The sequence below is a fragment of the Arcobacter vandammei genome (assembly GCF_016106035.1).
Taxonomy (GTDB): Bacteria; Campylobacterota; Campylobacteria; order Campylobacterales; family Arcobacteraceae; genus Aliarcobacter; species Aliarcobacter vandammei.
The window spans coordinates 74,539-95,240 of sequence record NZ_JADKPZ010000009.1 but is presented as its reverse complement, the minus strand read 5'-3'; the positions used below and the strand labels follow the sequence as shown (position 1 = coordinate 95,240).

Genomic DNA, 20,702 nt, shown 5'->3' with positions numbered 1-20,702 from the left:
AAAATTACATCAAGGATTAGCTAAAAAAAGAAAGATAAAACTTATAGATGAATATCTAAGTAACTATAATAAAAAATGATAATTTAGCAACCCATTTTTTTCATTAAGCCATTATTGGCGAAATAAACCAGGCGGTGGGAAATCAAATCTTAATCTTCATGCAGATGCAGGTACAAGTGATGAAGTTGTACTAAAAATAAGTGCGGTTGTGAATGGGTATCATAATAAAAACTTATCAGAATATAATGAGTTATCACCTTCAGATAAAGAAAAATATAAAAAAGCAGAAGATAATTTATACCTAAAAAAACCAAATGGTTATGATGATAGATTAGATAAATTTAATAAACTTAAAAAACATATGGGACTATAAGGAAAAATAGATGAAAAAACAGATATTAAAAACAATTACATTTTTAGGACTACTTTTTAGTTCAAATCTTTTTGCAATAACACCACCAACACAAGAATACAAAGAAATAGTAGATTCTTTTAAACTTATTGATACAAGTGAAAAAGAACTATCACAAACTTTTAGAGTGAATGGAGAGAAAATAAAATTAGAGCTTGAAAAACAAGATAAATATGAAGAGTGTTATAAATATCAAGCTGAATATGATGAATATGAAAGATGTTATGATAATATAAATAAAGAAGATAGTGAATGGCAAGATGTTCAACATATTATAAGAATAGAAGAAAGAAGTTTAGAAGAGCAAAAAGTGTGGAGGGGTATTTATAAATATGATCAGAAACTTTTTGCTATAACTTGTATTTCTAATGAAAATAATATTTTTCTAACTTCCGTTGTTCGTTCCTCTTTTAAAAGAGGAAAAAAAATTCATTTTGGAGAATTAGTAAGTCAAATTTATTATGATAATGATTTGAATCAAAAAAGAAATCAAAGTTTTACTACTGATTTCTTTTATGGATATGGATTGTCATCATATACTTCAATCTCAACTTACAACCCAAAAGAGTTTTACCCATACTTCAACGAAAAAAGAATTTTAGCTAGACTTTATGAAACAAATACTTGTAATAAAGAATTAACTGAAAAAGCAAATATTGAAATTTTAGTAAATGGTAAATGGCTTCCACAAGAACAAAGCTGGAATATAAAAGATAATGAGTAAAAGAATAAAAACAATTATATTTTTAGGACTATTTTCTAGCTCAAATCTACTGGCAGATACACTAGCACCAACTCCAGAAGAATACAAAGAAATAGTAGATTCTTTTAAACTTATTGATACAAGTGAAAAAGAACTATCACAAACTTTTAGAGTGAATGGAGAAGAAATAAAAGTTGAACTTCAAAAACAAGAAGATGAACAATTTCAATGGGTACAACACATTATTACTAAGTATAAACCATATGAAACAACTTTAGGAGAACCCAACGAATGGGTTGTTGTAAATAAATACGACCAAAAGCTTTTATCGGTTGTTTGTATTTCACCAGATAAAAAAACAGTTTTAGTATCTATTGCAAGGTCATCTGATTATTACAAAAAAAAGAAACAGAAATTAGTTATTTATTATGGATATGTTGCAGTAGGTCGTTATGTGGGAGGAAAAGCATTAAATAAAATATCTCCAACTCCAGTAAATGACAAAATAATGTTTCCTAGTGGTGAAAATTCAACAGAGAATTTATATTTAAATTATACTGCTATAACAAAGACATTTACACTTAGTGGATCTTATTGGGATTTTTTATATGCAATAAAAGATTTAAATACAGATATTAAAATCGAAGATATTGAAGATTTAGATAAATTGATAGATTTATTTGCTGAATATACAGTAAAAGGACAAAAGAATGAATAAAAAAATATTATTGAGAAATAAGTTAATAGAAGCAAATAAAGAAGCTTTGAATTTTGTATTTAATGAAAAAAAATATTATTCAAGCAGTTCAAAAGCAGGTTATTTTATTCAAAAATTAATTGATTTTATATCAGATTTTGTTATATTTTTAGCTTTTATATTATTTATAGTTATATATTTTGGTATAAATTCAATTTTAGAAAAAGATGTAATGCCCGAATGGATTAAAATATCAATAAGTATATTTACTATTTTTTTGTTATATGGTTTAGTTAAATATATTTTATATTTTGTAGCTTACTTATTATTTGATTTAAGAACAATAACAAAAGAAGAATATTTTGAAATAAATAAAGATAAAGTAAACAAAGAAGAAAAAAAATCATTTTGGCAAAAATATAAAGAGTATAAAGCGAAATATGATGAGAATAATAGATGAAAAATTTACAAGCTTTAAAGAAAATCCTGAATTAGTTATAAAGTCAATAAAAAATGTAATGGTTTCATATATGGCTTATTGGACTATGAAAGATTTAAATAAAAATCTGATAATGCTGGTTGGAATAGAAATAATGTGGCTTAATTAAACTAAATTTATTAGTGATATAAACTCTTACTTTTCAAAAAATCCTTAATATTTTTTACTAAATCTTTTTGTTTTGATTTTATTTTTGGAAGCTTTTTTATAGAAAAAAATCTAACTTCACAGTTTTCCCAAGATAAATATTCAGATTTTAATATATCCTTTTCAAAATATTTATCTAAATTATCAATATTTGAAGCATTTACAAGCCAAACCCCTACATTTTTTTCTAAGTTTATTTGTTCAAAATACTCTTCAAAAAGTGCAATATCAACATTTATTGAAGACTCTTCAAAAAATTCTCTTTTTGCACACTCATAAGCTGTCTCATTTTTTGCTTTAGTACCTTTTAAACAACCCCATTTATCACCACTTGCAACACCTAAACAAAGTAAGATTTTAACACTCTTTTTTGATACCTTGTATAAAACAATTCCATAAGATTTTACATTTATCATCTTCAAACTCTTATTTTTTTAAAATAGAAATAGCTAGATAAAAGAAGCCAAATAATTAGTGGTAGTAAAATAGATAATTCAGGAATTATTGTACCAGAATTTGTCAATTTATAAAGCATAAAAAATACTCCCCAAATAACTAAAGTTCCAAAAACTGAACTAGAAACAAATTTTCCTAAATTAAAAAATCTACTGTTCAAAGAAGAGTAAGCAAAAATAAGAAAAATTATAGGAAAAATAAAAAATGGAATAAATAGTTGGTTATATATAATACCTCTTATTTTCTGAGTATTTACATTTTGTTTACTTAAAATTATCAAAGCACTTACTGCATCAAATAAAGAGTATTCAGATTTATTTTCATAAACATTATCCAAGATTTTTGGTTTAAAACCTTCTAAAATAGTTATATTATCAACATAAGAAATATCTAACTTAGCTTTACTAATATCATTTATTTCTGGCTTTTGAATAATTTTAACATCATTTATTTGCCAACTATCAGCTTTAAAATGTCCAGTTTTAGCAATAAATGTCTCAACTAATTCATCATTATCTATTTTAAATACATGCACATCTTCAGCTGTTTGTTCAAGTGGTAAAAGTTTTTTAAAATATACAAAATAATCATCAAATTTTAAAAAAATCTCATTTTTTGTACTTGAAAAATATTCATTATCCAAAATTTTCTTTTTTTGGTCATAAGAGTATGCTAATGGAGTTGTTTGAAGGGCTATTAAAGTTAAAATCAGGATTAAAGCTGTTAAAATTATTGGTCTTAATATATCTTTTATTGAAGCACCCAAAGCATTAAAAGCTACAAATTCATTATTCTTTATAAAAATCACCAAAGTTACAACCCAAGCAAAAACAATAGATAAAGGTAGAGCCAAAGTCAAAGTAAAAAAGGCATTATAAAGGATATATAAAAGCTGTAAGTTTGCAGAGTTTGGAATATTTTTGAAATTTTGTAAATAATCTATTCCAACAAAGAAAATTTCCAAAGATATTAAAACAATAATAAAGTTTTTTATATATTTTTCTAATAAATATTTTGTTAATGTACTCATAACTTACTTCAATGTATATTTAGATTTTACTTCATCAATATCTAGCACTTTTAGAGCCTCTACTGCTAAAGCAATATGTGGAATAATTCTACTATTTAACTCCTCAAATTGTTCTTTTGAGAAATCGCTTAAAACATAATTTGCAACATCTTCTTTATCTTTTGGTTTTCCAATTCCAACACGAACTCTTATATACTCTTTTGTTATATGAGAATCTAGTGATTTTAAACCATTGTGTCCACCATGTCCACCACCAATTTTAAACTTAACAGTTCCAAAAGGTAAATCTAAATCATCATGAATAATAATAATATTTTCTAAATCAACTTTATAGTAATCCATAATATTTTTAACAGCAATACCTGAATTATTCATATATGTAGTTGGCTTAGAAAATAGATTATATCCTGATTTTAAAAGAGTAGATTGAAAATTTGAATTATTTACATTTGAAGTGTTTAGACTTTTAGTTATATAATCTATAACTAAAAATCCAATATTGTGTCTTGTATTTTGATAATTTTCACCAATATTTCCAAGACCAACAACTAAATACATAGGCTTTAATTATTTAGCTTTAATTACACCAACGATTGGTACTCTTGGGTCTAAATAACAATCAACACCTTCTGGAAGTGTTAAATCTCTTAATAAAATATTATCACCTGTATCTAAATCTGTAACATCAATTGTGATATTGTTTGGTAAATTTTCAATTGTACATTTAACTGGAACTCTTCTTGTGTGAACCATTAAAAGACCTTTATTTTTAAGACCTTTTGCACTTCCTGTTGCAATAACTGGAATTTTATAAGAAGTTCTAACACCAGCTTGTGCAACCATTAAATCAACATGTAATAAATCTGAAGTAATAGGACATTTTTGGTACTCTTGAACAACTACTTTTAAAGTTTTTCCAGCAACACTAATATCAAAAGCAACAGTAGTTTTATTTTTTAAAAATTTAATAAACTCATTTCTTTTGAATGCAGCAGAGATATTCTCTAGCCCTTTTCCATAGATATTTGCAATTAAATATCCATCTTTTCTTAATGCTTTAACAGCTGGTTTAGTTATACTATCTCTTACGATACCCTCTAACATTGTAATCCTTTATTTTAATTTGAAATTGAATGCGGATTATATTTAAAACTTACTAAATATTAGGTTAATAGTATAAATAATTTTATATTTTGGATAATTAATAAGATTTTAGATAAAATATACACTAAATTTAAAATAATATTAAGGCGAAAATATGGTATTACTAGACGGAAAAGCACTATCAGCTAAGATAAAAGAAGAAGTAAAAGTTGAAGTTGAGCAAATTGTTAAAGATAAAAATATCACTCCTGGACTTGCAGTTATTCTTGTAGGAAACGATGCGGCAAGTGCAACTTATGTTGCAAGTAAAGCAAAAGCTTGTAAAGATGCAGGAATTTACTCTGTTGTTCACGAAATGCCAGAAACTATAACTCAAGAAGAGTTATTAGAAACTATAAATTTAATGAATAACAATCCAAAATTAGATGGTATTTTAGTACAGCTTCCTTTACCAAAACATATTGATACAACAACAGTTCTTGAAGCAATTAATCCATTAAAAGACGTAGATGGTTTTCATCCTTACAATGTAGGAAGAATGGTTTCAAATCTTGATTCATTTTTACCAGCAACTCCATTTGGTGTTATGAGAATGTTTGAAGAACACAAAATCGAACTTAGTGGTAAAAATGTAGTAGTAATTGGAAGTAGTGATATCGTAGGAAAACCTATGGCATCTTTATTAATAAACGCTAAAGCTACAGTAACAGTTTGTAACAGTAGAACAAAAGATTTAAAATCACACACTTTAAGAGCCGATATTGTAATCATTGCTGTTGGAGTTCCACTTCTTTTAAAAGAAGATATGGTTAAAGATGGTGCAGTTGTAATTGATGTTGGAATAAATAGACTTGATACTGGAAAACTTGTAGGTGATGCAGATTTTGAAGGACTTAAAAACAAATGTTCACACTTAACTCCAGTTCCAGGAGGAGTAGGACCCATGACAATTGCAATGCTTTTAAAAAATACAATAAAAGCAGCAAAATTAAGAGATAAAAGAGAAACAAAATAGATGTTAAGAAAACTATATAACTGGTCATCATCTTGGACTGGAACAATTATAATTGTTCTAGGAATTATATTTTTTCTAGCTCAAGCTTTTGTAATTCCAAGTGGAAGTATGAAAAATACACTTCTTATTGGTGATATGCTATTTGTAAAAAAATTCTCTTATGGAGTTCCAACTCCAACTATTCCTTGGCTTGAAGTAAAAGTTTTACCTGATTTTAAAGGAAATGGTCATTTAATTGAAGGTGAGAGACCAAAAAGAGGAGATATTGTAGTTTTTAGATACCCACATAATCCTGATATTCACTATGTAAAAAGAGCAGTTGCAGTTGGTGGAGATATTCTATTTTTAAAAGATAAGGTTTTATATCTTCATCCAAATGAGGGAAATGAGTATGTAAAATCAAATTTCTCAAACTATGAAACTATTGAGATAGAAGATAAACTTTTTGTTGTAAATCCTTATTCAAAAGAGCATAAAGGTATTCATAATGATCCAAATGTAACAAAAGAGTTTTCAAATCCAAAAGAGCTTTTTGATATGCATCCAATTGTTGTTCCTGAAGATGAAACATTTATGATGGGAGATAATAGAGACCACTCAAATGACTCAAGATTTTGGGGAAGTGTACCTTATAAATATATAGTTGGAACACCTTGGTTTATCTATTTTTCAGTTGATGATGATTATAAAATAAGATGGGATAGAGTTTTTAGAACAGTTCCTAGTTTAGAAAAAGATATTGATACAACAAAAGAGATTAATCACGAAAAAGGAATCTACTAATGAAATATTATATAGCGGCTGATCATGCTGGAATTGAAATAAAAGCTTTTATAAAAGATTTATTTGAGCAAAGAGGGCATGAAGTTGAAGATTTAGGTCCATTTAACAAAGATAGAGTTGATTATCCAGATTTTGCAGCTAAAGTTTGTAAAAAAGTTTTAGAGGACACTGGTTCATTTGGAGTTTTAATTTGCGGAAGTGGGCTTGGAATGAGTATGGCTGCAAATAAATTTGATGGAATAAGAGCAGCCTTATGCCACAACGAATATAGTGCAAGAATGGCAAGAAAACACAACGATGCAAATGTTATTTGTTTGGGTGAGCGAGTTAGTGGACAAGGTATGATTGAAGCTATTATTAAAGCTTGGGATAAAGCAGAGTTTGAGGGTGGAAGACATGCTCAAAGAGTTGAGAAAATAAATGCTTTATCAAGCATAAAAAGTTGTAGAGCTTAAAATATCTAAGGAGATAAAAAATATGCAAGATTGGCAAGTATATTTAATGATGACTGTAATAGTTGGAGCTATGCTTTTTGGAAAAAAACTTATGTTTTTTGATAAAGCAGAAACAAAGAAAGATATAGAAAATAAAGATGAGGGAAAATAGTGTTAAACCCAAAAATTATTGACTATATTTTTTCAAGTGCATCTATTCAAAGATGGAATGACTATCCAAGAATGGTTGAGCTTGTAGAACTTGATAAACAAGCACATAAATTTGTAATTGCATATTTTATAGCAAAACTTGAAGATGATATAGATTTTACAAAACTAATTGAAGCTGGAATTTTTGAGTTTCTTAGACGAGTTGTCGTTACAGATATAAGACCTGATGTTTTTAGAAAGGCTTTACAAAAGAAATCAAAAGAGATAAACTCTTGGGTAGTTGAAAAGCTTAGAAGTTCACTTCAAGATATAGACGGTGGAAACTTTTTACAAAAATTTGAAGAGTATTTAAATGACTCTTCAATGTACAAAAAAGAGAGATTTATTTTAAAAGCTGCTTCTTATTTATCAACTAGATGGGAGTTTTCAATTGTTTATCAAACAAGTCAATTTTTAAATGATATTGATGAAGTTAAAAAACTAGTAGATGCTGAACTTGAAGATTATTATGAGTTAATTGGGGTACGAAAAATTGCTCTAAATAAGAAATTAGCAAAAATAATAGATTTAAGTGGAAGATTGAGATTTCAAAAAAGATGGGCTCAAACTCCAAGAATTCCAGAAACTTCAGTTTTAGGTCATATGCTAACTGTTGCATTTTTCTCATATTTTTACTCTTTAGAGGTAAAAGCTTGTGATAAAAGATTGCAAAATAACTTTTTTACAGCCCTATTCCACGATTTACCAGAAGCTTTAACAAGAGATATTATAAGCCCTGTAAAATATAGTGTAGATGAGCTTTCAGATATTATTGCTGAATATGAAGTTGAAAAGATAGAAGATGATATTTTGCCAAATATTCCTGAACCAATTCAAGAAGAGTTCTCTTATATTTTAGGGCTTTACAATGGCAAAAAAGAGGAGTTTGCAAATAAAATAAAACTAGATGGAAAAATTAGTGAAGTTGAAGATATTAGCAAATACAATCTTGATAAATATGAAGCAATAGATGGTCTAGCACTTAAACAGTGTGATAAATTATCTGCATTTGTAGAAGCCTCTTTATCTATTTCTCACGGAATAAAATCAAAAGAGTTAATAAGTGGTAAAAAAGAGATTTTAAAAGGACTAAAAGAGATAAATGGAGTTGATTTTAAAAAGATTGCTATTTTAATTGACGAAGATTTTGGAAGCAACGGACAAGTTCAAACTATGCTTGATTTTGATTAAGTCATAGTTTGGTGTTGTATTACAAATAATTAGACTTTTTTATAAACCTTTTCTTCCTAGAACTACCATTATAGTTTTCCAAATAATTTTAATATCAAGCCATAAACTATAGTGTTTTATATAGTATAAATCATACATAAGCTTTTGTTTTGTATCTTCAAGATTTGCACCATAAGGATAGTTTACTTGTGCCCAGCCAGTAATTCCAGGTCGCACCAAGTGTCTTTCATTGTAGTATGGAAGTTGTGTTTCATACTCTTCTACCAAAATATTCCACTCAGCTCTTGGTCCTATAAAATGCATATCACCTTTTAATACATTTATAATTTGTGGAAGTTCATCTATCCTAGTTTTTCGCATAGTATTCCCCCATGGAAAAATTCTAGTATCGTTTTCTCTTGTATATTTATCATGATGAGAGTTTTCATGCATAGAGCGAAACTTATTACAGTAAAAAAGCTTACCCTTAACTCCAACTCTTGTTTGTCTAAATATCAGGCTTCCTGGAGATTCTTTTTCTATTCTTTTTTTTGAATACATCATAATAGGTGCTGATATTAATCCAAGTGTAATTGCTCCTAGATAATCAACAACTCTTTTCATAGAGTATTCAAAAAAATTAAATGGCTTAATATTTTGTAAATAGTTTAAATCTGTATGGTCTTCTGGAATATAGCATTTTTCCAAATACTCTTCCATAAAGCTTTCAATAGTAATTAACTTGATATTTCTTTCAAATCTTAGTTTTGTAAGATATTTTATAAGCTCATCTGGAACAGTAGCTTTTGTGTTTAAAACAACCATTGATACATCTGTCTTATCCAAAAGAGTTTTAAGCTCACTCAAAACTTCAAATGGGTCACGACCCCTATATTTAATAATCAACTGTTTATTAAACTTTTTTTCTAGTCTTTGTTTTTCAAAATCTGTAAACTTGTATTTCCTACCTAAAACTATCAAGTCTATCCCCTTGTATTTTTGTTTTAAAATAAATTAAATTATACTTTAACTTTTCAAAATGACAACTTAGTTATATTTACAAATATTTTTTTATAAAATCACTGCTCGTAAATACATCTATATCTTTTTTATAAAATGCCTTGTCATTGCTTACTATCAAATCACAATTAGACTTTTTTGCCAAAGTATATTGTAAATTGTCTTCCAAATCGCTGTTTTCTATATCCAGTGCTTCTTCTATAATATTATTATCTGCCCCAAGAATTTCAAACAAAAGGCTAATAAACTTTAAAAAATCTCTAATCTCTTTAACTTGTTTTTTGGCAATATAATCAATATTTAAAACTGTAATATCTGCAATCACTCCTTGAAAAACTCTCTTTTCAATAGCATTTAAAATAATCAAAGATTTATTGTAATCATCTCTTTTTAGTATCAAATCCAAAAAAATATTTGTATCTACAAAGATTTTCATTTAATTATCTCATTATATTTTTCATCATCTGTTTGGAAGCTATTATCTAGTATTCCTACAAATTTATTAAATCCGCCATCGCTTAAGTTATCTTTAGAAGATGCTTGTTTTATAAGCTTTTCATACTCACTATATGGCATAATCACTGCTTTTTTTTGATGAGCTTTCTTATCTACAATAAAAACTGTTTGTGTTAGCAATTTTGTGAATTGTGCTTGTGCTTGTGATATTCCTAGTTCTAGCATAGCATCTCCTTATATTTATATATGTATATTATACTACATATTTATTAATATGAATAAAATATCAACTCTTATACCCATTTGGATTTTTGCTTTGCCAGTTGAAACTAGATTTACACATATCTTCAAGAGTTCTTTTTGCTTCCCAACCTAGAACTTCTTTTGCTTTTTGTGGGTTTGCATAGCAAGATGCAATATCTCCTGCTCTTCGTGGAACTATTTTATATGCTATTTTTTTACCACTAGCTTTTTCATAAGCTTTTACCATATCAAGTACACTATATCCTACACCTGTACCTATGTTTACTTTTAATACTTCATTTGCAGAAACTAAAGTCCCTGTTCCATTTAGGTAATCAATAGCTTTTACATGTGCATTTGCTAAATCTTGCACATGGATATAATCTCTTACACCTGTACCATCAGCTGTTTCATAATCACTTCCAAATACACTTAGCTCTTGTAGTTTTCCAACGGCAACTTGAGAGATATATGGCATAAGATTATTTGGAATACCATTTGGGTCTTCTCCAATTGAGCCGTCTTCATAAGCACCTACAGGATTAAAGTATCTTAAAATCGCAATTTTAAAGCTATTATCACTTATATATAAATCCTCTAATATTCTTTCAATCATATATTTACTAGTTCCATAAGGGTTTGTAGTTCCACCTACAGGAAAACTCTCATCTATAGGGCAAGAGCTTGGATTTCCATATACAGTGGCACTTGAAGAGAATACTATTTTCTTACAATCAAACTCTTTCATAATCTCAAGAAGTCTTATAGTTCCTACAACATTATTATCATAATACTCTAGTGGATTTGCTACACTTTCTCCCACTGCTTTAAGACCTGCAAAGTGAATAACACTAGAGATAGAATATGTTTTAAAAACTTTTCTCAAAGACTTTTTATCTCTTATATCACCTTTTACAAACTCTATTTTTCTATTTATTATTTTCTCAACTCTTTTTAAAGCCTTTTTACTTGAGTTTGAGAAGTTATCATACACAACAAAATCATAGTTTGCACTATTTAACTCTATTAAAGTGTGTGTTGCTATATATCCAGCTCCACCTGTGATTAGGATTTTTTGGTTTTTTGTTTTTATTTTATTTGTTTTTTTGTTTTTCATTTTTGTTTCCTAACCTAAATTGTATTTATCATATATTATTTCTAATTTCTCATCATTTGTAATAAGTTTTGCTTTTCTTTGTAAAGCTGTAGCACAAATAATGGCATCAGGTAACTTGATTCTATTTTCTTCTCTTAGTTTGATTGTATTTTTTGCTATATTTTCATCTATATAAACTATTTCCAAAAAAGAAAATAGCTTTTTTATAAAATCTCTTTGTTTATTGTCTTCAAAAGCATATCCCAAAACTTCCATATAGCTTATAACTGAAACTAAAGGAGTAGTCTCGTCTTCTAAAATATCATCTATATTTATAAGTTTTTTTGAAAGATATATTATAGTATTTGAGTCCAAAAGTATCATTAGTTCCACTCATCCCTTATAGATTTTTGCCAAGCAACAGGATCTTTAAGATCTTTAAAAACTTCTACTTCTGATTTTTCTAAAAAATCTTTTAGTGTTTCTTTTTTATTTTTATTAAGTTTTGTTATCTCTTCTATTTGTACACCTTTTTCTTTGAAACTTTCCAATACAAACATAACATTTTTATAAACACTATCTTGAATATTTAGTTTTATAGTATGCATTTTAAAACTCCTTTTAACATTTTTATATCATACTAAAACTTCTATTATACAAACTTGATTTTAATTAATTCTAATTTATCCAACAAACTGTTGGAGTTTTTGTTCTCTTATAAACTTCTCGCACAGCTTGTGCGAGTTTTGTATTGTCTTTATATGACAAATAAAAATTTCTCATTCTCCAAAGATTTGAGCTAGAATATCCACTTTTTTCACCAAATTCATCTACTAGCTCTTTGCTCATCTGCTCTACTACAGATTTACCCCAGCCTAGTGCTTCTTGCTTTTCTACTATACTTTTACCTATCTCAAAATATAGCTCTATCATCAATCTATTTACAGATAGTATTGCTTTTGATTTTGCACTATATATTTTTGATTTTATATCTTTTAAAAAGCTATTAAACTCAATACTATTTAGTTGCATATCGTATCTTTTATCAGTTTGCACTATTTAGCTCTATCAAAGTATGAGTTGCTATATACCCTGCTCCACCTGTGATTAAGATTTTTTGGTTTTTGTTTTGTTTTTTCATTTTTTTCCTTGAGGATGACTTTGATTTTCTTCTAAAAGTTTTAAGACTTTTTCTATTTGAGAAGATAAATCTAACTTTAGTTTGGAAATATCTCTTAAATATAAGTTAGACTTTTTTATATTCATTTTGAGATATTATTATTCCTAATTCATTTTGTGCTTTTACTAAATTTGTCAAAATACTTTCTGATATTTTCAGTAACTCATTATGAGATTTTAAAGCTGGATTTAGTTTTGAGATAAAATCTTTCAAAATATCGTAGTCATCATCAAAAGTGTATATAATATTTTCAAATTTCTCTTTGTCATAATTCAAATCATCCAAAATCTCATTAAATGTAGTCAAAATAAAATCTGTTTGTTTTGCATAAGGAAGAAGTTTATTTATCTCTGTTTCTGTTGGAATACTGTTTTTATGTTCTTTAAAATAGTGAACTAAAGGTGTAACAGAATTTGTATAGACATTGTATTGTGATAAATCTGTATATATTTGTTCAAACATTTCTTTCTCCATAAAATTTATCGTGTATGATACTAAAATTTGTATTATACAAACTTGATTTTAAATCAATCAATCAATCAATCCAAAACATCTAATAATCTTTGTTTAAAGATTTTAAAACTATCCATTTCAATTTTTTCAATATCAATTTCACTACTTTTTATTTTATCACAGATTTGTTCATCTGACAAAGCATAAGATTCTAACTGTTTTTTTAAACTATTTGGTGAATTATCATTTCCTGACTCATTTTCTAAAGTATTGCAATTTTGATAATTGTTTTTTAAAGCACAAAGCAACCAAGCTTCAGACTTTGGCTTTGGAAGCATAGCTACACCTTTAAAAAATTCTTCTACTTCAAAACCTCTTAAGATTGAATCATATTTATCTTTCCACTCTTCACTATTTGAACTATTAGTTCCATCACTATCTCTAAAAAGTATTGCTAAATCTGCTTCAATTTCTTTTGTAATTATTGCCAATGCTCTTGCATTTTTATAAAAATATGCTGTCTCCTTTTTACTACTTTTACCTGGTAGTCTTATAGGTTTTAAAGTTTTTGCTCTTTTTGATAATTCAGCCTCGGGAATATATTTTATATTTTCTTTTGATGTATTATAAGGAGAGTAATCATATGTTTTTTCTATAATCTTATCTACTATCATATACATAGAACCAGCTATAAATTCATCTGTACCAAAGTCTAATTCACCTAAATCGGTTTTTCCTTCGCCACTTAAAGCCAAAATCATTTTTTAAACTCTAAATCTACAATCTCATCATAAAGTTGAGATAAGTTTGTATCAGCATACACTTCTCCTGCACCCATTACTTTTAATTTTTTTGCCATTGAGGGAATATTGAAAAAATTTATAACCCTTGTAAATCCATCTTTTGTTTTATAAATATACTTTATAGAATTTTTAGCTGTTTCATCATCAATATAATTTAATATCAAAGGGCTATGTGTAGTAATTAGAACTTGATGTGAAGATTCAATCAAACTATTTATCAAAAATTCTATTAGTTCTGGATTTATACCATTTTCTATCTCATCAAAAAGCAAGAAATCTTTTGAAGTAAACAACTGAGCCAATAAAGCTATCAATCTTAAAAAACCATCATTTAGGTGTCTTGCTTCTGTTGTTATTTTTGAACCTTCAAAATTTTCTATAACTTCTAGTTTTTTCCATCCATTTCTAGAACGAGTCAGCTCAAAAGATAATATATTTGGATAGCATTTTTTAATTTGTTCAAGAAGCTTATCTTTTTTTTCTTCTTCTAGTGCATATAAAAATGTAGTAAGATGTTCTCCACTTAAGCCCAGTTCTTTTCCATCATTTCTTGATTTTTGTCTTAAAGCTTGTGGAGATAGAAGGTCAAGAGATGTTATATCTTTGATGAAATTTTTTAATTTCAATAAATCTTCTTCAAATTTACTCTCTTTTATACTAGATAACAAAGAACCTTCATAATCTTGTATTATTTCAAAAATTTGCTCATCCATAGTAAGCTTTGAATTTTCTATCTTAACTATTTGCTTACCACCTATAAAAACTAGTTCGCTTGTACATTTTAATTTTGATGGATTAAAAACTGCTTCATAAGTATAATTTTTTTTATTTTCTTCCAAATATAGCTTAAAAGATATGTTTTTTGTTTTTGTAAGTTTAGAGTGCAAATCTTTTGATGTCCAGTTTCTTTTTTGTAGCCAATTAGATATATCACCTTTCATCATTTGTGAAATCAAATCCAAAGCCTGAAGAAGTGTAGATTTTCCAGAACCATTTAATCCTACAATACAATTAAATCTCTCAAACTCAATCTGAAAATCTACTAATGATTTGAAATTATCTATTTCTATCTTTTTTAGATGCACTCTGACTCCTTTTATAAAGTATAAATTCTAGCTAAAGTTGTATTAATAGTTAACTTTGCAATGTACTCATCATAAAGTTGGATTTAGTTTTGATATAAACTCTTTTAACATATCATAATCATCATCAAATGTATAAATAATATTCTCAAATTTCTCTTTGTCATAATTCAAATCATCTAAAATCTCATGAAATGTAGTAAGTACAAAATCTGTTTGTTTAGCATATGGAAGAAGTTTATTTATCTCTGTTTCTGTTGGAATAGTGTTTTTGTGTTCTTTAAAATAGTGAACAAAAGGAGTAACAGAATTTGTATAGACATTGTATTGAGGCAAATCTGTATATATTTGTTCAAACATTTTTTCTCCTTAAAATTTATCGTGTATCATACTAAAATTTGCATTATACAAACTTGATTTTAAAAAATTTATAACTCCAATATTCTCAATAATCTATCATTTACTTTTTTTGCATCAAATTTATCTTTTGCTATTTTATAGCTCTCTTCACCCATCTTTTCTACTAAATATGGATTTTCTATAAACTTTTTCATAGCTTCCACTAAAGTATTTGCATCAAAAGGTGGAATTAAAAATCCATTTAATCCATCAACTACTGTTTCTCTACATCCTGCAACATCTGTTGTGATAACTGCTCTTCCAACAGCCATAGCCTCTTGAGTACTTCTAGGCACTCCCTCTCTATATGATGGTAAAACAAAAACAGAAGAATCTTTTATCCACTCATCTACATTTTTTACAAATCCTGGATATAAAACTATATTATCTTTTAGTAACTTTTCTAGTTCTTCTTTTTTTAATCCACCAGGGTTTTGTTCATCTAATCCACCAAGAACTACAAACTCAACATCTGGAAAATCTTTTTTTACTATTTTTGCTGCTTTTATATACTCAAATATTCCTTTTTCTGCCAAAAGCCTACCTATAAAAATAAATCTTATTTTTTCAAGTGATGGTTTGCTATATGAATACTCATCAAGATTTAATCCAATAGCACCCAAAACTTCTACTTTTTTTGTTTTTATATTATGTTTTTCTATCAAATCTTTTGGATGAAAATCAAGAAAGTAACTCATCTAGCTCTACTCTTATTGGTTTTTTATTGTCTTTAAGTCTTTCCTCAAGCTCTTTGCTTAGGTAGTAATCATCCATAACTTCCATCATCTTTTCATACAAACTTGCTGGAACTAAATAAGCAGAAGCTACATTATGATTGAGTATAGCTATTGCTTCATCTCCAGCATCTTTGAGTAGTTGAGTTGGTGATTTTTTAAGTTCGGTTATACTTGCTGTATAGTTTGCTAATATTGGTTGCATATATCACTCCTTATTTAGTATTTTTTATTGTGCTATTTTTCATACTTTATTGTCAATATATATTATGTAATAAATGGATTCGTTGGCTTAATATCTATTTCATAGCCTAAAAGTGAAAGTATTTGATTGATTGTCACTATACTTATATTTGCTATATAGCCATTTTCTAGCTTTGATAAAGTCGCTCTTGAAATACCAGATTGTTCTGCCAATACTTCTTGAGATAATCCCTTTTGTTTTCGTAAATCTTTAATAGTTTTTCCAAGTTCTGATAATATCATTATCAAGCTCCTTTATACTAACTTCTTTAAGTGATAGTTTCCAGCTATCCAACATCATCTTAACAATTTTAAAATCTGGATATTCATTCAAATAGTTTTCAAGCTCATCTATAGCCCAAATAAGTGCTTCATAACACTCTTTGTAATATTTGTTTGCTTCACTTTGACTCAATAGGCAACTTTTTTGTCCAAACTTAATAAGTGTATCTTTTGAATGCCATATCTTTTTACCATCAAGCATAAGTGCTGGTTTGTCTTTGTGTATATACACCACAGTATTTACCACATCATATACAGGAGAATAAAAAATATTTTTAAAATCATCATCAAACAACAATCCAAAGTTTTTAAGGTGTGCATCACCATTTTTAAGCAAATAATTCATTACTACAGTTTTATAAAAAGCTATCATAGATTCTTTTTTATTAGTAGTGTAGCTATAGATAATTTTTGCTATTTGCTCATAGCTACCATCATATTTGCTATCTTTGTTTTTATTTAGCAAAGATAATATCTCTTCAAACCCATAAAAACTACCATCATTTTTTAGTGTAAATTTTTCTACTATTAAAAACTTATTGTTTTGTGAAAGTTTTACATTGGCAGTTTTAACTCCTGCTTTTTCAACAGCTTTTAGACAAAAGTACTCATTGAGAGCCAAATCTTGATACTCTTCACTCCAAGTTTTGATGATATACTCTTTTGTATCTAATTTTTCTTTATCTTTTAAAAGTGCTATTGTTTTTGGTTGTACTCCACTGATGGCATTTTTATTTAAAAAAGTTTGAAGAAGATTATTAAAAGTATCGTTTGTATCCTTAGATAATATTTCATCTATATTAAACTCGGGGAACTCTACACTATTTTGTAAATCACTTTTAAACTCTATTCTTGATTGTATATTAGAACTTAAAATGGAAAATATCAGATAATCATCTACTGTTCCATACTCTTTTGATAAGAGATTTTTAAATATATCATACAAATATCCCTCAGGTAAGAAACTCTCCAAAAAGGGTGGAAATTTATAGTCATAGAGATATATCTTTTGAGTATTTGGTAGTGATAGTGCAATAGAGTTTTGTATATCAAAGTTTTTATAGTCTATTATAAAGTTTCTATTATCTTTGATAAATGATGCAACTGCTTTTTGATGGTGAAATATATCTATCATTTGACTTCTTTGTATAAATTGATTTACAATTATACTTTATTTACTGGAATTTGTAAAGTAAATTATACAATAAATTACTATTTATCATTAACTTCCCCATAAAATAAAGCTTGGTTTTAGCTAAGAGTTGCTAATAAATCAATCTAAAAAACCAATAAATCTAGCTATTTTTGGAAATTTAGTTCTTAATATTCCTCTAATTGCATAATGAGAAAAGCAATAACCAGCCTTTAATAAATTAAGTTTTTCAATATCTCTATATAATTTCCAATTTTCTTTTGCCATTTTTGCTTTTTTACCTGAAGATTGATTTTCATAAACTCTATATTGTGATAAGTTTTCTTTTATGCCATAAGCAAAATCAATTTTTTTCAGAATACTCAACCAAGTAGCAAAATCCTCTCTTTTTGTATTTGTTGGCATATAAATTTTCCCTAATTTTTCTGTATCATAAACTGCGGTTAAGCAACCAATCACACAAGTTTTTAAAAGTTGATTATAAGAGACTTTTAAAGGTACTCCGATTTTGCCAAAAACCACACCGTTTTCATCTATTTTTTCATATGCTGTATATGTAAATGAGTAATTATTTTTTTGCATAAAATATATCTGTTTTTCTAATTTTTCAGCTTTCCATATATCATCTGCATCTAAAAAAGCTATATATCTGCCTTTGGCTTCTTCAATAGCTCTATTTCTTGCAACTGCTGCACCACTATTTCGTTCTAATTTAATTAACTTAATACGATTATCTTGAGCTACATACTTTTGTGCTATTTCTATAGAGTTATCTTTGGAGCAATCATCCACCATAATCATTTCCCAGTTTTGGTAGGTTTGATAAAGTATGGACTGAATAGTCTGTTCAAGATAGTCTGAACAGTTATAAAGAGGGGTAACAATACTTACTTTAGTCATTTATCTTTCACTTCAACAATTCTACCAATATGTTCTGGTACTCTTTTTTCTTCTGGTGGCAACTTCATATAATCTCCATAAACTTTCGTTAGCCAAAAATCAAAATCTTTTACTGCCCAAAATTCTTTTCCTTCAAACGAAAGTAAAATTCTATTTTCAAACAGAGTTTTTGGTGCTGATTCTTTTATACCCCAAGCACCTTGAAAGTTAGCTAAATGCTTTTTATTGGAAAATCTATTCGGTAAACTTACCTGTAGAAAATACATCACTTTATAAATTAAACTAAACGGTACAACTTGAGATAAATGGCTTAAAAACACCGCTAATTTTTCTGTCAAAACAGAACGCTTACTAGGTTTAAATGCATATGTTTTTAGGATTAAAAATTTTTTGAAAAAATTTATTAATAGAAACTGAAATTTTTGAGCCAATGTATTATCAAATGTATAATCTAAAGGAAATACATCTATCCAAATTCCAGTTATAAAAGGCTTATAAAAAGGTTCTTCAACTATTACTTTTTTACTGCAAAACTTTGCAAATGGATAAATATAATTTTGAGTATGTTCTGGAGAATTCAACTCAAAACCATTAGGTGTTTTTTCAGTTAAAGCTAGTAATTTTTCATAGTCTTTTCTAGACATAGCAACATCCAAATCATCATCCCAAGGGATAAATCCTTGATGCCGAACTGCACCCAACAAAGTACCTCCCAAAAGATAATATTTTAAATCATGCTTTTCACAAAATTCATGAAAAGAAATCATATTTTCAAGCAAATACTTCTTAATATTTAAGTTATTTAAATCACTCATCCTTTAATCTCTTTTTTTATTTGTGTTGTGCTAATTTCTGGCGTTCTTGGCAGATAAACCACCTCACAATACTCTTTAAGAAAATCGAATTTTCCTTCCCAATCATCACCCATTACAAAAGTATCTACATGATAAAGTTTTACATCTTCTACTTTTTGTTCCCAATTTTTTTCAGGTATCACCAAATCCACATATCGTACAGCTTCCAGAAGCATCTTTCTTTTTTCATATGAGAAAAAACATTTTTTTTGTTTCGAGTTCCAATTAAACTCATCTGTACTCAAAACTACGATTAGGTAATCTCCTAACTCTTTTGCTCTTTTTAATATATTTATATGTCCATAATGAAGTAAATCAAATGTACCATAGGTAATAATACGTTTCATAAATTCTCCTTGAAGTGATTATTTTTTTTACAGTTTTGTAAACCTTTTAACATTATTTTTATTATTTCTAAATACGAATATTTAGGAAATATTTTTTTACGACGTATTGCGAATTGAAGAATTAATAAATAGCTAAGCTTCTGTGATATGGCATAGAAAATAGCACCTCGATCAAACAGGTACTTCTCATCATACCCTGTAAACCAAGAAGAATCTGATTTTGGTCTTTTAAGAATTTTTATTGGTAAATAGAGCATTTTAAAATGCTTAAAACACTGAGACAGAAAAATATTTTCTTCCCCCGAGCTATAAATGCCACTACCCGTGCCAAAGTTTTCATTAAGCTTTAAGTTTTTTGCTAGAACTTCTTTTTGTTTAAATGCAATTTGTACGGATGAAAAACCAAAAACTTGATGCCAAGAGATATTTTTAATTTTATCTGGATAATTACGGTTGTAGTTATCAAAATTAAATATTAAAAATCCATATTCTTGATAATTTTGAAAAGATTGCAAAATGGTATTTTCAAAATTATCAAAATAAATTAAGTCATCATCTGCCAGTAAAACAAAATCTGCATTGCTTTCTTTTAATGCTAAATTCCTGCTTTTACTTAATCCCCTATCTTTAGAAAAAAAGATTCTAATTGTTTGGTTATCTTGGTTAATCTCTTCATAGCCTTCCATATCACCTTGTACCACAACCAAAGCATTACATTTAACATTTGATTTTTTCAACATCTGCAACACTTCATCAGTGTTTTTATACATCGTTGAAATAAGTAATTCAAAATTCAT

Annotated in this window: 33 protein-coding genes; 10 read left to right on the top strand and 23 right to left on the bottom strand. The window is 27.5% G+C overall.

From position 1 onward, the window contains the following. The first annotated feature begins 208 nt into the window (after nt 1-208). Genes IQC44_RS06660 through IQC44_RS06640 form a run of 5 tightly spaced genes read left to right on the top strand, consistent with a single transcriptional unit; the run spans nt 209 to nt 2,420 of the window. Nucleotides 209-373, top strand: a complete 165-nt coding sequence (locus IQC44_RS06660) for a hypothetical protein (RefSeq protein WP_198305567.1) — start codon at nt 209-211, stop codon at nt 371-373. 10 nt (nt 374-383) lie between these two features. Then, on the top strand, nt 384-1,136 hold the full coding sequence (locus tag IQC44_RS06655; protein WP_198305566.1) for a hypothetical protein: 753 nt from the start codon (nt 384-386) through the stop codon (nt 1,134-1,136). Further along, a complete protein-coding gene (locus IQC44_RS06650; RefSeq protein WP_198305565.1) occupies nt 1,129-1,833 on the top strand; it encodes a PH domain-containing protein in 705 nt (234 codons plus the stop codon). Before IQC44_RS06655 ends, IQC44_RS06650 begins: the two co-directional genes overlap by 8 nt. After that, the gene (locus tag IQC44_RS06645; RefSeq protein ID WP_198305564.1) at nt 1,826-2,272 is read left to right on the top strand and encodes a hypothetical protein; all 447 of its coding nucleotides are present in this window, start codon (nt 1,826-1,828) and stop codon (nt 2,270-2,272) included. The genes IQC44_RS06650 and IQC44_RS06645 overlap by 8 nt, the downstream gene beginning before the upstream one ends. After that, the gene (locus IQC44_RS06640; protein WP_198305563.1) at nt 2,253-2,420 is read left to right on the top strand and encodes a hypothetical protein; all 168 of its coding nucleotides are present in this window, start codon (nt 2,253-2,255) and stop codon (nt 2,418-2,420) included. Before IQC44_RS06645 ends, IQC44_RS06640 begins: the two co-directional genes overlap by 20 nt. 10 nt (nt 2,421-2,430) lie before the next feature. On the opposite strand, the gene IQC44_RS06635 is transcribed toward IQC44_RS06640, so the two are convergent. Genes IQC44_RS06635 through IQC44_RS06620 form a run of 4 tightly spaced genes read right to left on the bottom strand, consistent with a single transcriptional unit; the run spans nt 2,431 to nt 5,048 of the window. Next, the gene (locus IQC44_RS06635; RefSeq protein WP_198305562.1) at nt 2,431-2,874 is read right to left on the bottom strand and encodes an NUDIX hydrolase; all 444 of its coding nucleotides are present in this window, start codon (nt 2,872-2,874) and stop codon (nt 2,431-2,433) included. 2 nt (nt 2,875-2,876) lie between these two features. Then, nucleotides 2,877-3,944: an LptF/LptG family permease gene (locus IQC44_RS06630; protein ID WP_198305561.1), complete on the bottom strand. Its 1,068-nt coding sequence runs from the start codon at nt 3,942-3,944 to the stop codon at nt 2,877-2,879. Between the two features lie 3 nt (nt 3,945-3,947). Beyond that, nucleotides 3,948-4,502 (bottom strand): aminoacyl-tRNA hydrolase, encoded by a 555-nt coding sequence (gene pth / locus IQC44_RS06625; protein WP_198305560.1) that lies wholly within the window; start codon nt 4,500-4,502, stop codon nt 3,948-3,950. Nucleotides 4,503-4,511: 9 nt separating this feature from the next. Continuing rightward, nucleotides 4,512-5,048 (bottom strand): 50S ribosomal protein L25/general stress protein Ctc, encoded by a 537-nt coding sequence (locus IQC44_RS06620; protein WP_198305559.1) that lies wholly within the window; start codon nt 5,046-5,048, stop codon nt 4,512-4,514. Nucleotides 5,049-5,202: 154 nt separating this feature from the next. Between IQC44_RS06620 and folD the strand changes: the two genes are divergently transcribed. From folD to IQC44_RS06600, 5 genes are read left to right on the top strand one after another with little or no spacing between them, the layout of a single operon-like run. Further along, nucleotides 5,203-6,063 (top strand): bifunctional methylenetetrahydrofolate dehydrogenase/methenyltetrahydrofolate cyclohydrolase FolD, encoded by an 861-nt coding sequence (gene folD / locus IQC44_RS06615; RefSeq protein ID WP_198305558.1) that lies wholly within the window; start codon nt 5,203-5,205, stop codon nt 6,061-6,063. Beyond that, entirely contained in the window at nt 6,064-6,846 is a 783-nt protein-coding gene (gene lepB / locus IQC44_RS06610; protein ID WP_198305557.1) for a signal peptidase I, read from the top strand. After that, nucleotides 6,846-7,301, top strand: a complete 456-nt coding sequence (gene rpiB / locus IQC44_RS06605; protein ID WP_198305556.1) for a ribose 5-phosphate isomerase B — start codon at nt 6,846-6,848, stop codon at nt 7,299-7,301. The genes lepB and rpiB overlap by 1 nt, the downstream gene beginning before the upstream one ends. A gap of 22 nt (nt 7,302-7,323) precedes the next feature. Beyond that, the gene (locus tag IQC44_RS11670; protein ID WP_257120177.1) at nt 7,324-7,452 is read left to right on the top strand and encodes a hypothetical protein; all 129 of its coding nucleotides are present in this window, start codon (nt 7,324-7,326) and stop codon (nt 7,450-7,452) included. Continuing rightward, a complete protein-coding gene (locus IQC44_RS06600) occupies nt 7,452-8,681 on the top strand; it encodes an HD domain-containing protein (RefSeq protein WP_198305555.1) in 1,230 nt (409 codons plus the stop codon). Before IQC44_RS11670 ends, IQC44_RS06600 begins: the two co-directional genes overlap by 1 nt. Before the next feature lie 39 nt (nt 8,682-8,720). Here IQC44_RS06600 and IQC44_RS06595 read toward each other — a convergent pair whose 3' ends face one another. The 19 genes from IQC44_RS06595 to IQC44_RS06505 form a co-directional block, all read right to left on the bottom strand. Continuing rightward, the gene (locus tag IQC44_RS06595) at nt 8,721-9,641 is read right to left on the bottom strand and encodes a sugar transferase (protein ID WP_198305554.1); all 921 of its coding nucleotides are present in this window, start codon (nt 9,639-9,641) and stop codon (nt 8,721-8,723) included. A 76-nt stretch (nt 9,642-9,717) separates the two neighbouring features. Beyond that, nucleotides 9,718-10,116 (bottom strand): type II toxin-antitoxin system VapC family toxin, encoded by a 399-nt coding sequence (locus tag IQC44_RS06590; protein WP_198305553.1) that lies wholly within the window; start codon nt 10,114-10,116, stop codon nt 9,718-9,720. Continuing rightward, entirely contained in the window at nt 10,113-10,361 is a 249-nt protein-coding gene (locus tag IQC44_RS06585) for a type II toxin-antitoxin system Phd/YefM family antitoxin (protein ID WP_198305552.1), read from the bottom strand. The genes IQC44_RS06590 and IQC44_RS06585 overlap by 4 nt, the downstream gene beginning before the upstream one ends. 61 nt (nt 10,362-10,422) lie before the next feature. Continuing rightward, complete coding sequence (gene galE, locus IQC44_RS06580; RefSeq protein ID WP_198305551.1) at nt 10,423-11,496, bottom strand: UDP-glucose 4-epimerase GalE; 1,074 nt, start codon at nt 11,494-11,496, stop codon at nt 10,423-10,425. Between the two features lie 9 nt (nt 11,497-11,505). Beyond that, complete coding sequence (locus tag IQC44_RS06575; protein ID WP_228286274.1) at nt 11,506-11,859, bottom strand: type II toxin-antitoxin system VapC family toxin; 354 nt, start codon at nt 11,857-11,859, stop codon at nt 11,506-11,508. Next, on the bottom strand, nt 11,859-12,083 hold the full coding sequence (locus tag IQC44_RS06570; RefSeq protein WP_198305549.1) for a hypothetical protein: 225 nt from the start codon (nt 12,081-12,083) through the stop codon (nt 11,859-11,861). Before IQC44_RS06570 ends, IQC44_RS06575 begins: the two co-directional genes overlap by 1 nt. Nucleotides 12,084-12,153: 70 nt before the next feature. Further along, the gene (locus IQC44_RS06565) at nt 12,154-12,531 is read right to left on the bottom strand and encodes a DUF1016 N-terminal domain-containing protein (RefSeq protein WP_198305548.1); all 378 of its coding nucleotides are present in this window, start codon (nt 12,529-12,531) and stop codon (nt 12,154-12,156) included. Between the two features lie 190 nt (nt 12,532-12,721). After that, the gene (locus IQC44_RS06560; protein WP_198305547.1) at nt 12,722-13,117 is read right to left on the bottom strand and encodes a hypothetical protein; all 396 of its coding nucleotides are present in this window, start codon (nt 13,115-13,117) and stop codon (nt 12,722-12,724) included. Nucleotides 13,118-13,194: 77 nt separating this feature from the next. After that, nucleotides 13,195-13,869 carry a hypothetical protein gene (locus IQC44_RS06555; protein WP_198305546.1) on the bottom strand — a complete coding sequence of 225 codons (675 nt, stop codon included), beginning with the start codon at nt 13,867-13,869 and terminating at the stop codon, nt 13,195-13,197. After that, nucleotides 13,866-14,996 (bottom strand): AAA family ATPase, encoded by a 1,131-nt coding sequence (locus IQC44_RS06550; protein ID WP_198305545.1) that lies wholly within the window; start codon nt 14,994-14,996, stop codon nt 13,866-13,868. The genes IQC44_RS06555 and IQC44_RS06550 overlap by 4 nt, the downstream gene beginning before the upstream one ends. A 69-nt stretch (nt 14,997-15,065) precedes the next feature. Then, complete coding sequence (locus tag IQC44_RS06545; RefSeq protein ID WP_198305544.1) at nt 15,066-15,353, bottom strand: hypothetical protein; 288 nt, start codon at nt 15,351-15,353, stop codon at nt 15,066-15,068. 68 nt (nt 15,354-15,421) lie between these two features. Next, nucleotides 15,422-16,090 carry a glycosyltransferase family 4 protein gene (locus IQC44_RS06540; RefSeq protein WP_198305543.1) on the bottom strand — a complete coding sequence of 223 codons (669 nt, stop codon included), beginning with the start codon at nt 16,088-16,090 and terminating at the stop codon, nt 15,422-15,424. Then, the gene (locus IQC44_RS06535; RefSeq protein ID WP_198305542.1) at nt 16,074-16,331 is read right to left on the bottom strand and encodes a type II toxin-antitoxin system prevent-host-death family antitoxin; all 258 of its coding nucleotides are present in this window, start codon (nt 16,329-16,331) and stop codon (nt 16,074-16,076) included. Before IQC44_RS06535 ends, IQC44_RS06540 begins: the two co-directional genes overlap by 17 nt. A 62-nt stretch (nt 16,332-16,393) precedes the next feature. Next, nucleotides 16,394-16,612, bottom strand: a complete 219-nt coding sequence (locus IQC44_RS06530) for a helix-turn-helix domain-containing protein (RefSeq protein ID WP_066186072.1) — start codon at nt 16,610-16,612, stop codon at nt 16,394-16,396. After that, entirely contained in the window at nt 16,581-17,786 is a 1,206-nt protein-coding gene (locus IQC44_RS06525; RefSeq protein WP_198305541.1) for a type II toxin-antitoxin system HipA family toxin, read from the bottom strand. Before IQC44_RS06525 ends, IQC44_RS06530 begins: the two co-directional genes overlap by 32 nt. Nucleotides 17,787-17,924: 138 nt before the next feature. Then, nucleotides 17,925-18,704 (bottom strand): glycosyltransferase family 2 protein, encoded by a 780-nt coding sequence (locus IQC44_RS06520; protein WP_198305540.1) that lies wholly within the window; start codon nt 18,702-18,704, stop codon nt 17,925-17,927. Continuing rightward, a complete protein-coding gene (locus IQC44_RS06515) occupies nt 18,701-19,519 on the bottom strand; it encodes a LicD family protein (protein ID WP_198305539.1) in 819 nt (272 codons plus the stop codon). The genes IQC44_RS06520 and IQC44_RS06515 overlap by 4 nt, the downstream gene beginning before the upstream one ends. Beyond that, on the bottom strand, nt 19,516-19,905 hold the full coding sequence (tagD, locus tag IQC44_RS06510) for a glycerol-3-phosphate cytidylyltransferase (protein WP_198305538.1): 390 nt from the start codon (nt 19,903-19,905) through the stop codon (nt 19,516-19,518). Before tagD ends, IQC44_RS06515 begins: the two co-directional genes overlap by 4 nt. Beyond that, nucleotides 19,902-20,702 carry a glycosyltransferase family A protein gene (locus IQC44_RS06505; protein WP_198305537.1) on the bottom strand — a complete coding sequence of 267 codons (801 nt, stop codon included), beginning with the start codon at nt 20,700-20,702 and terminating at the stop codon, nt 19,902-19,904. The genes tagD and IQC44_RS06505 overlap by 4 nt, the downstream gene beginning before the upstream one ends.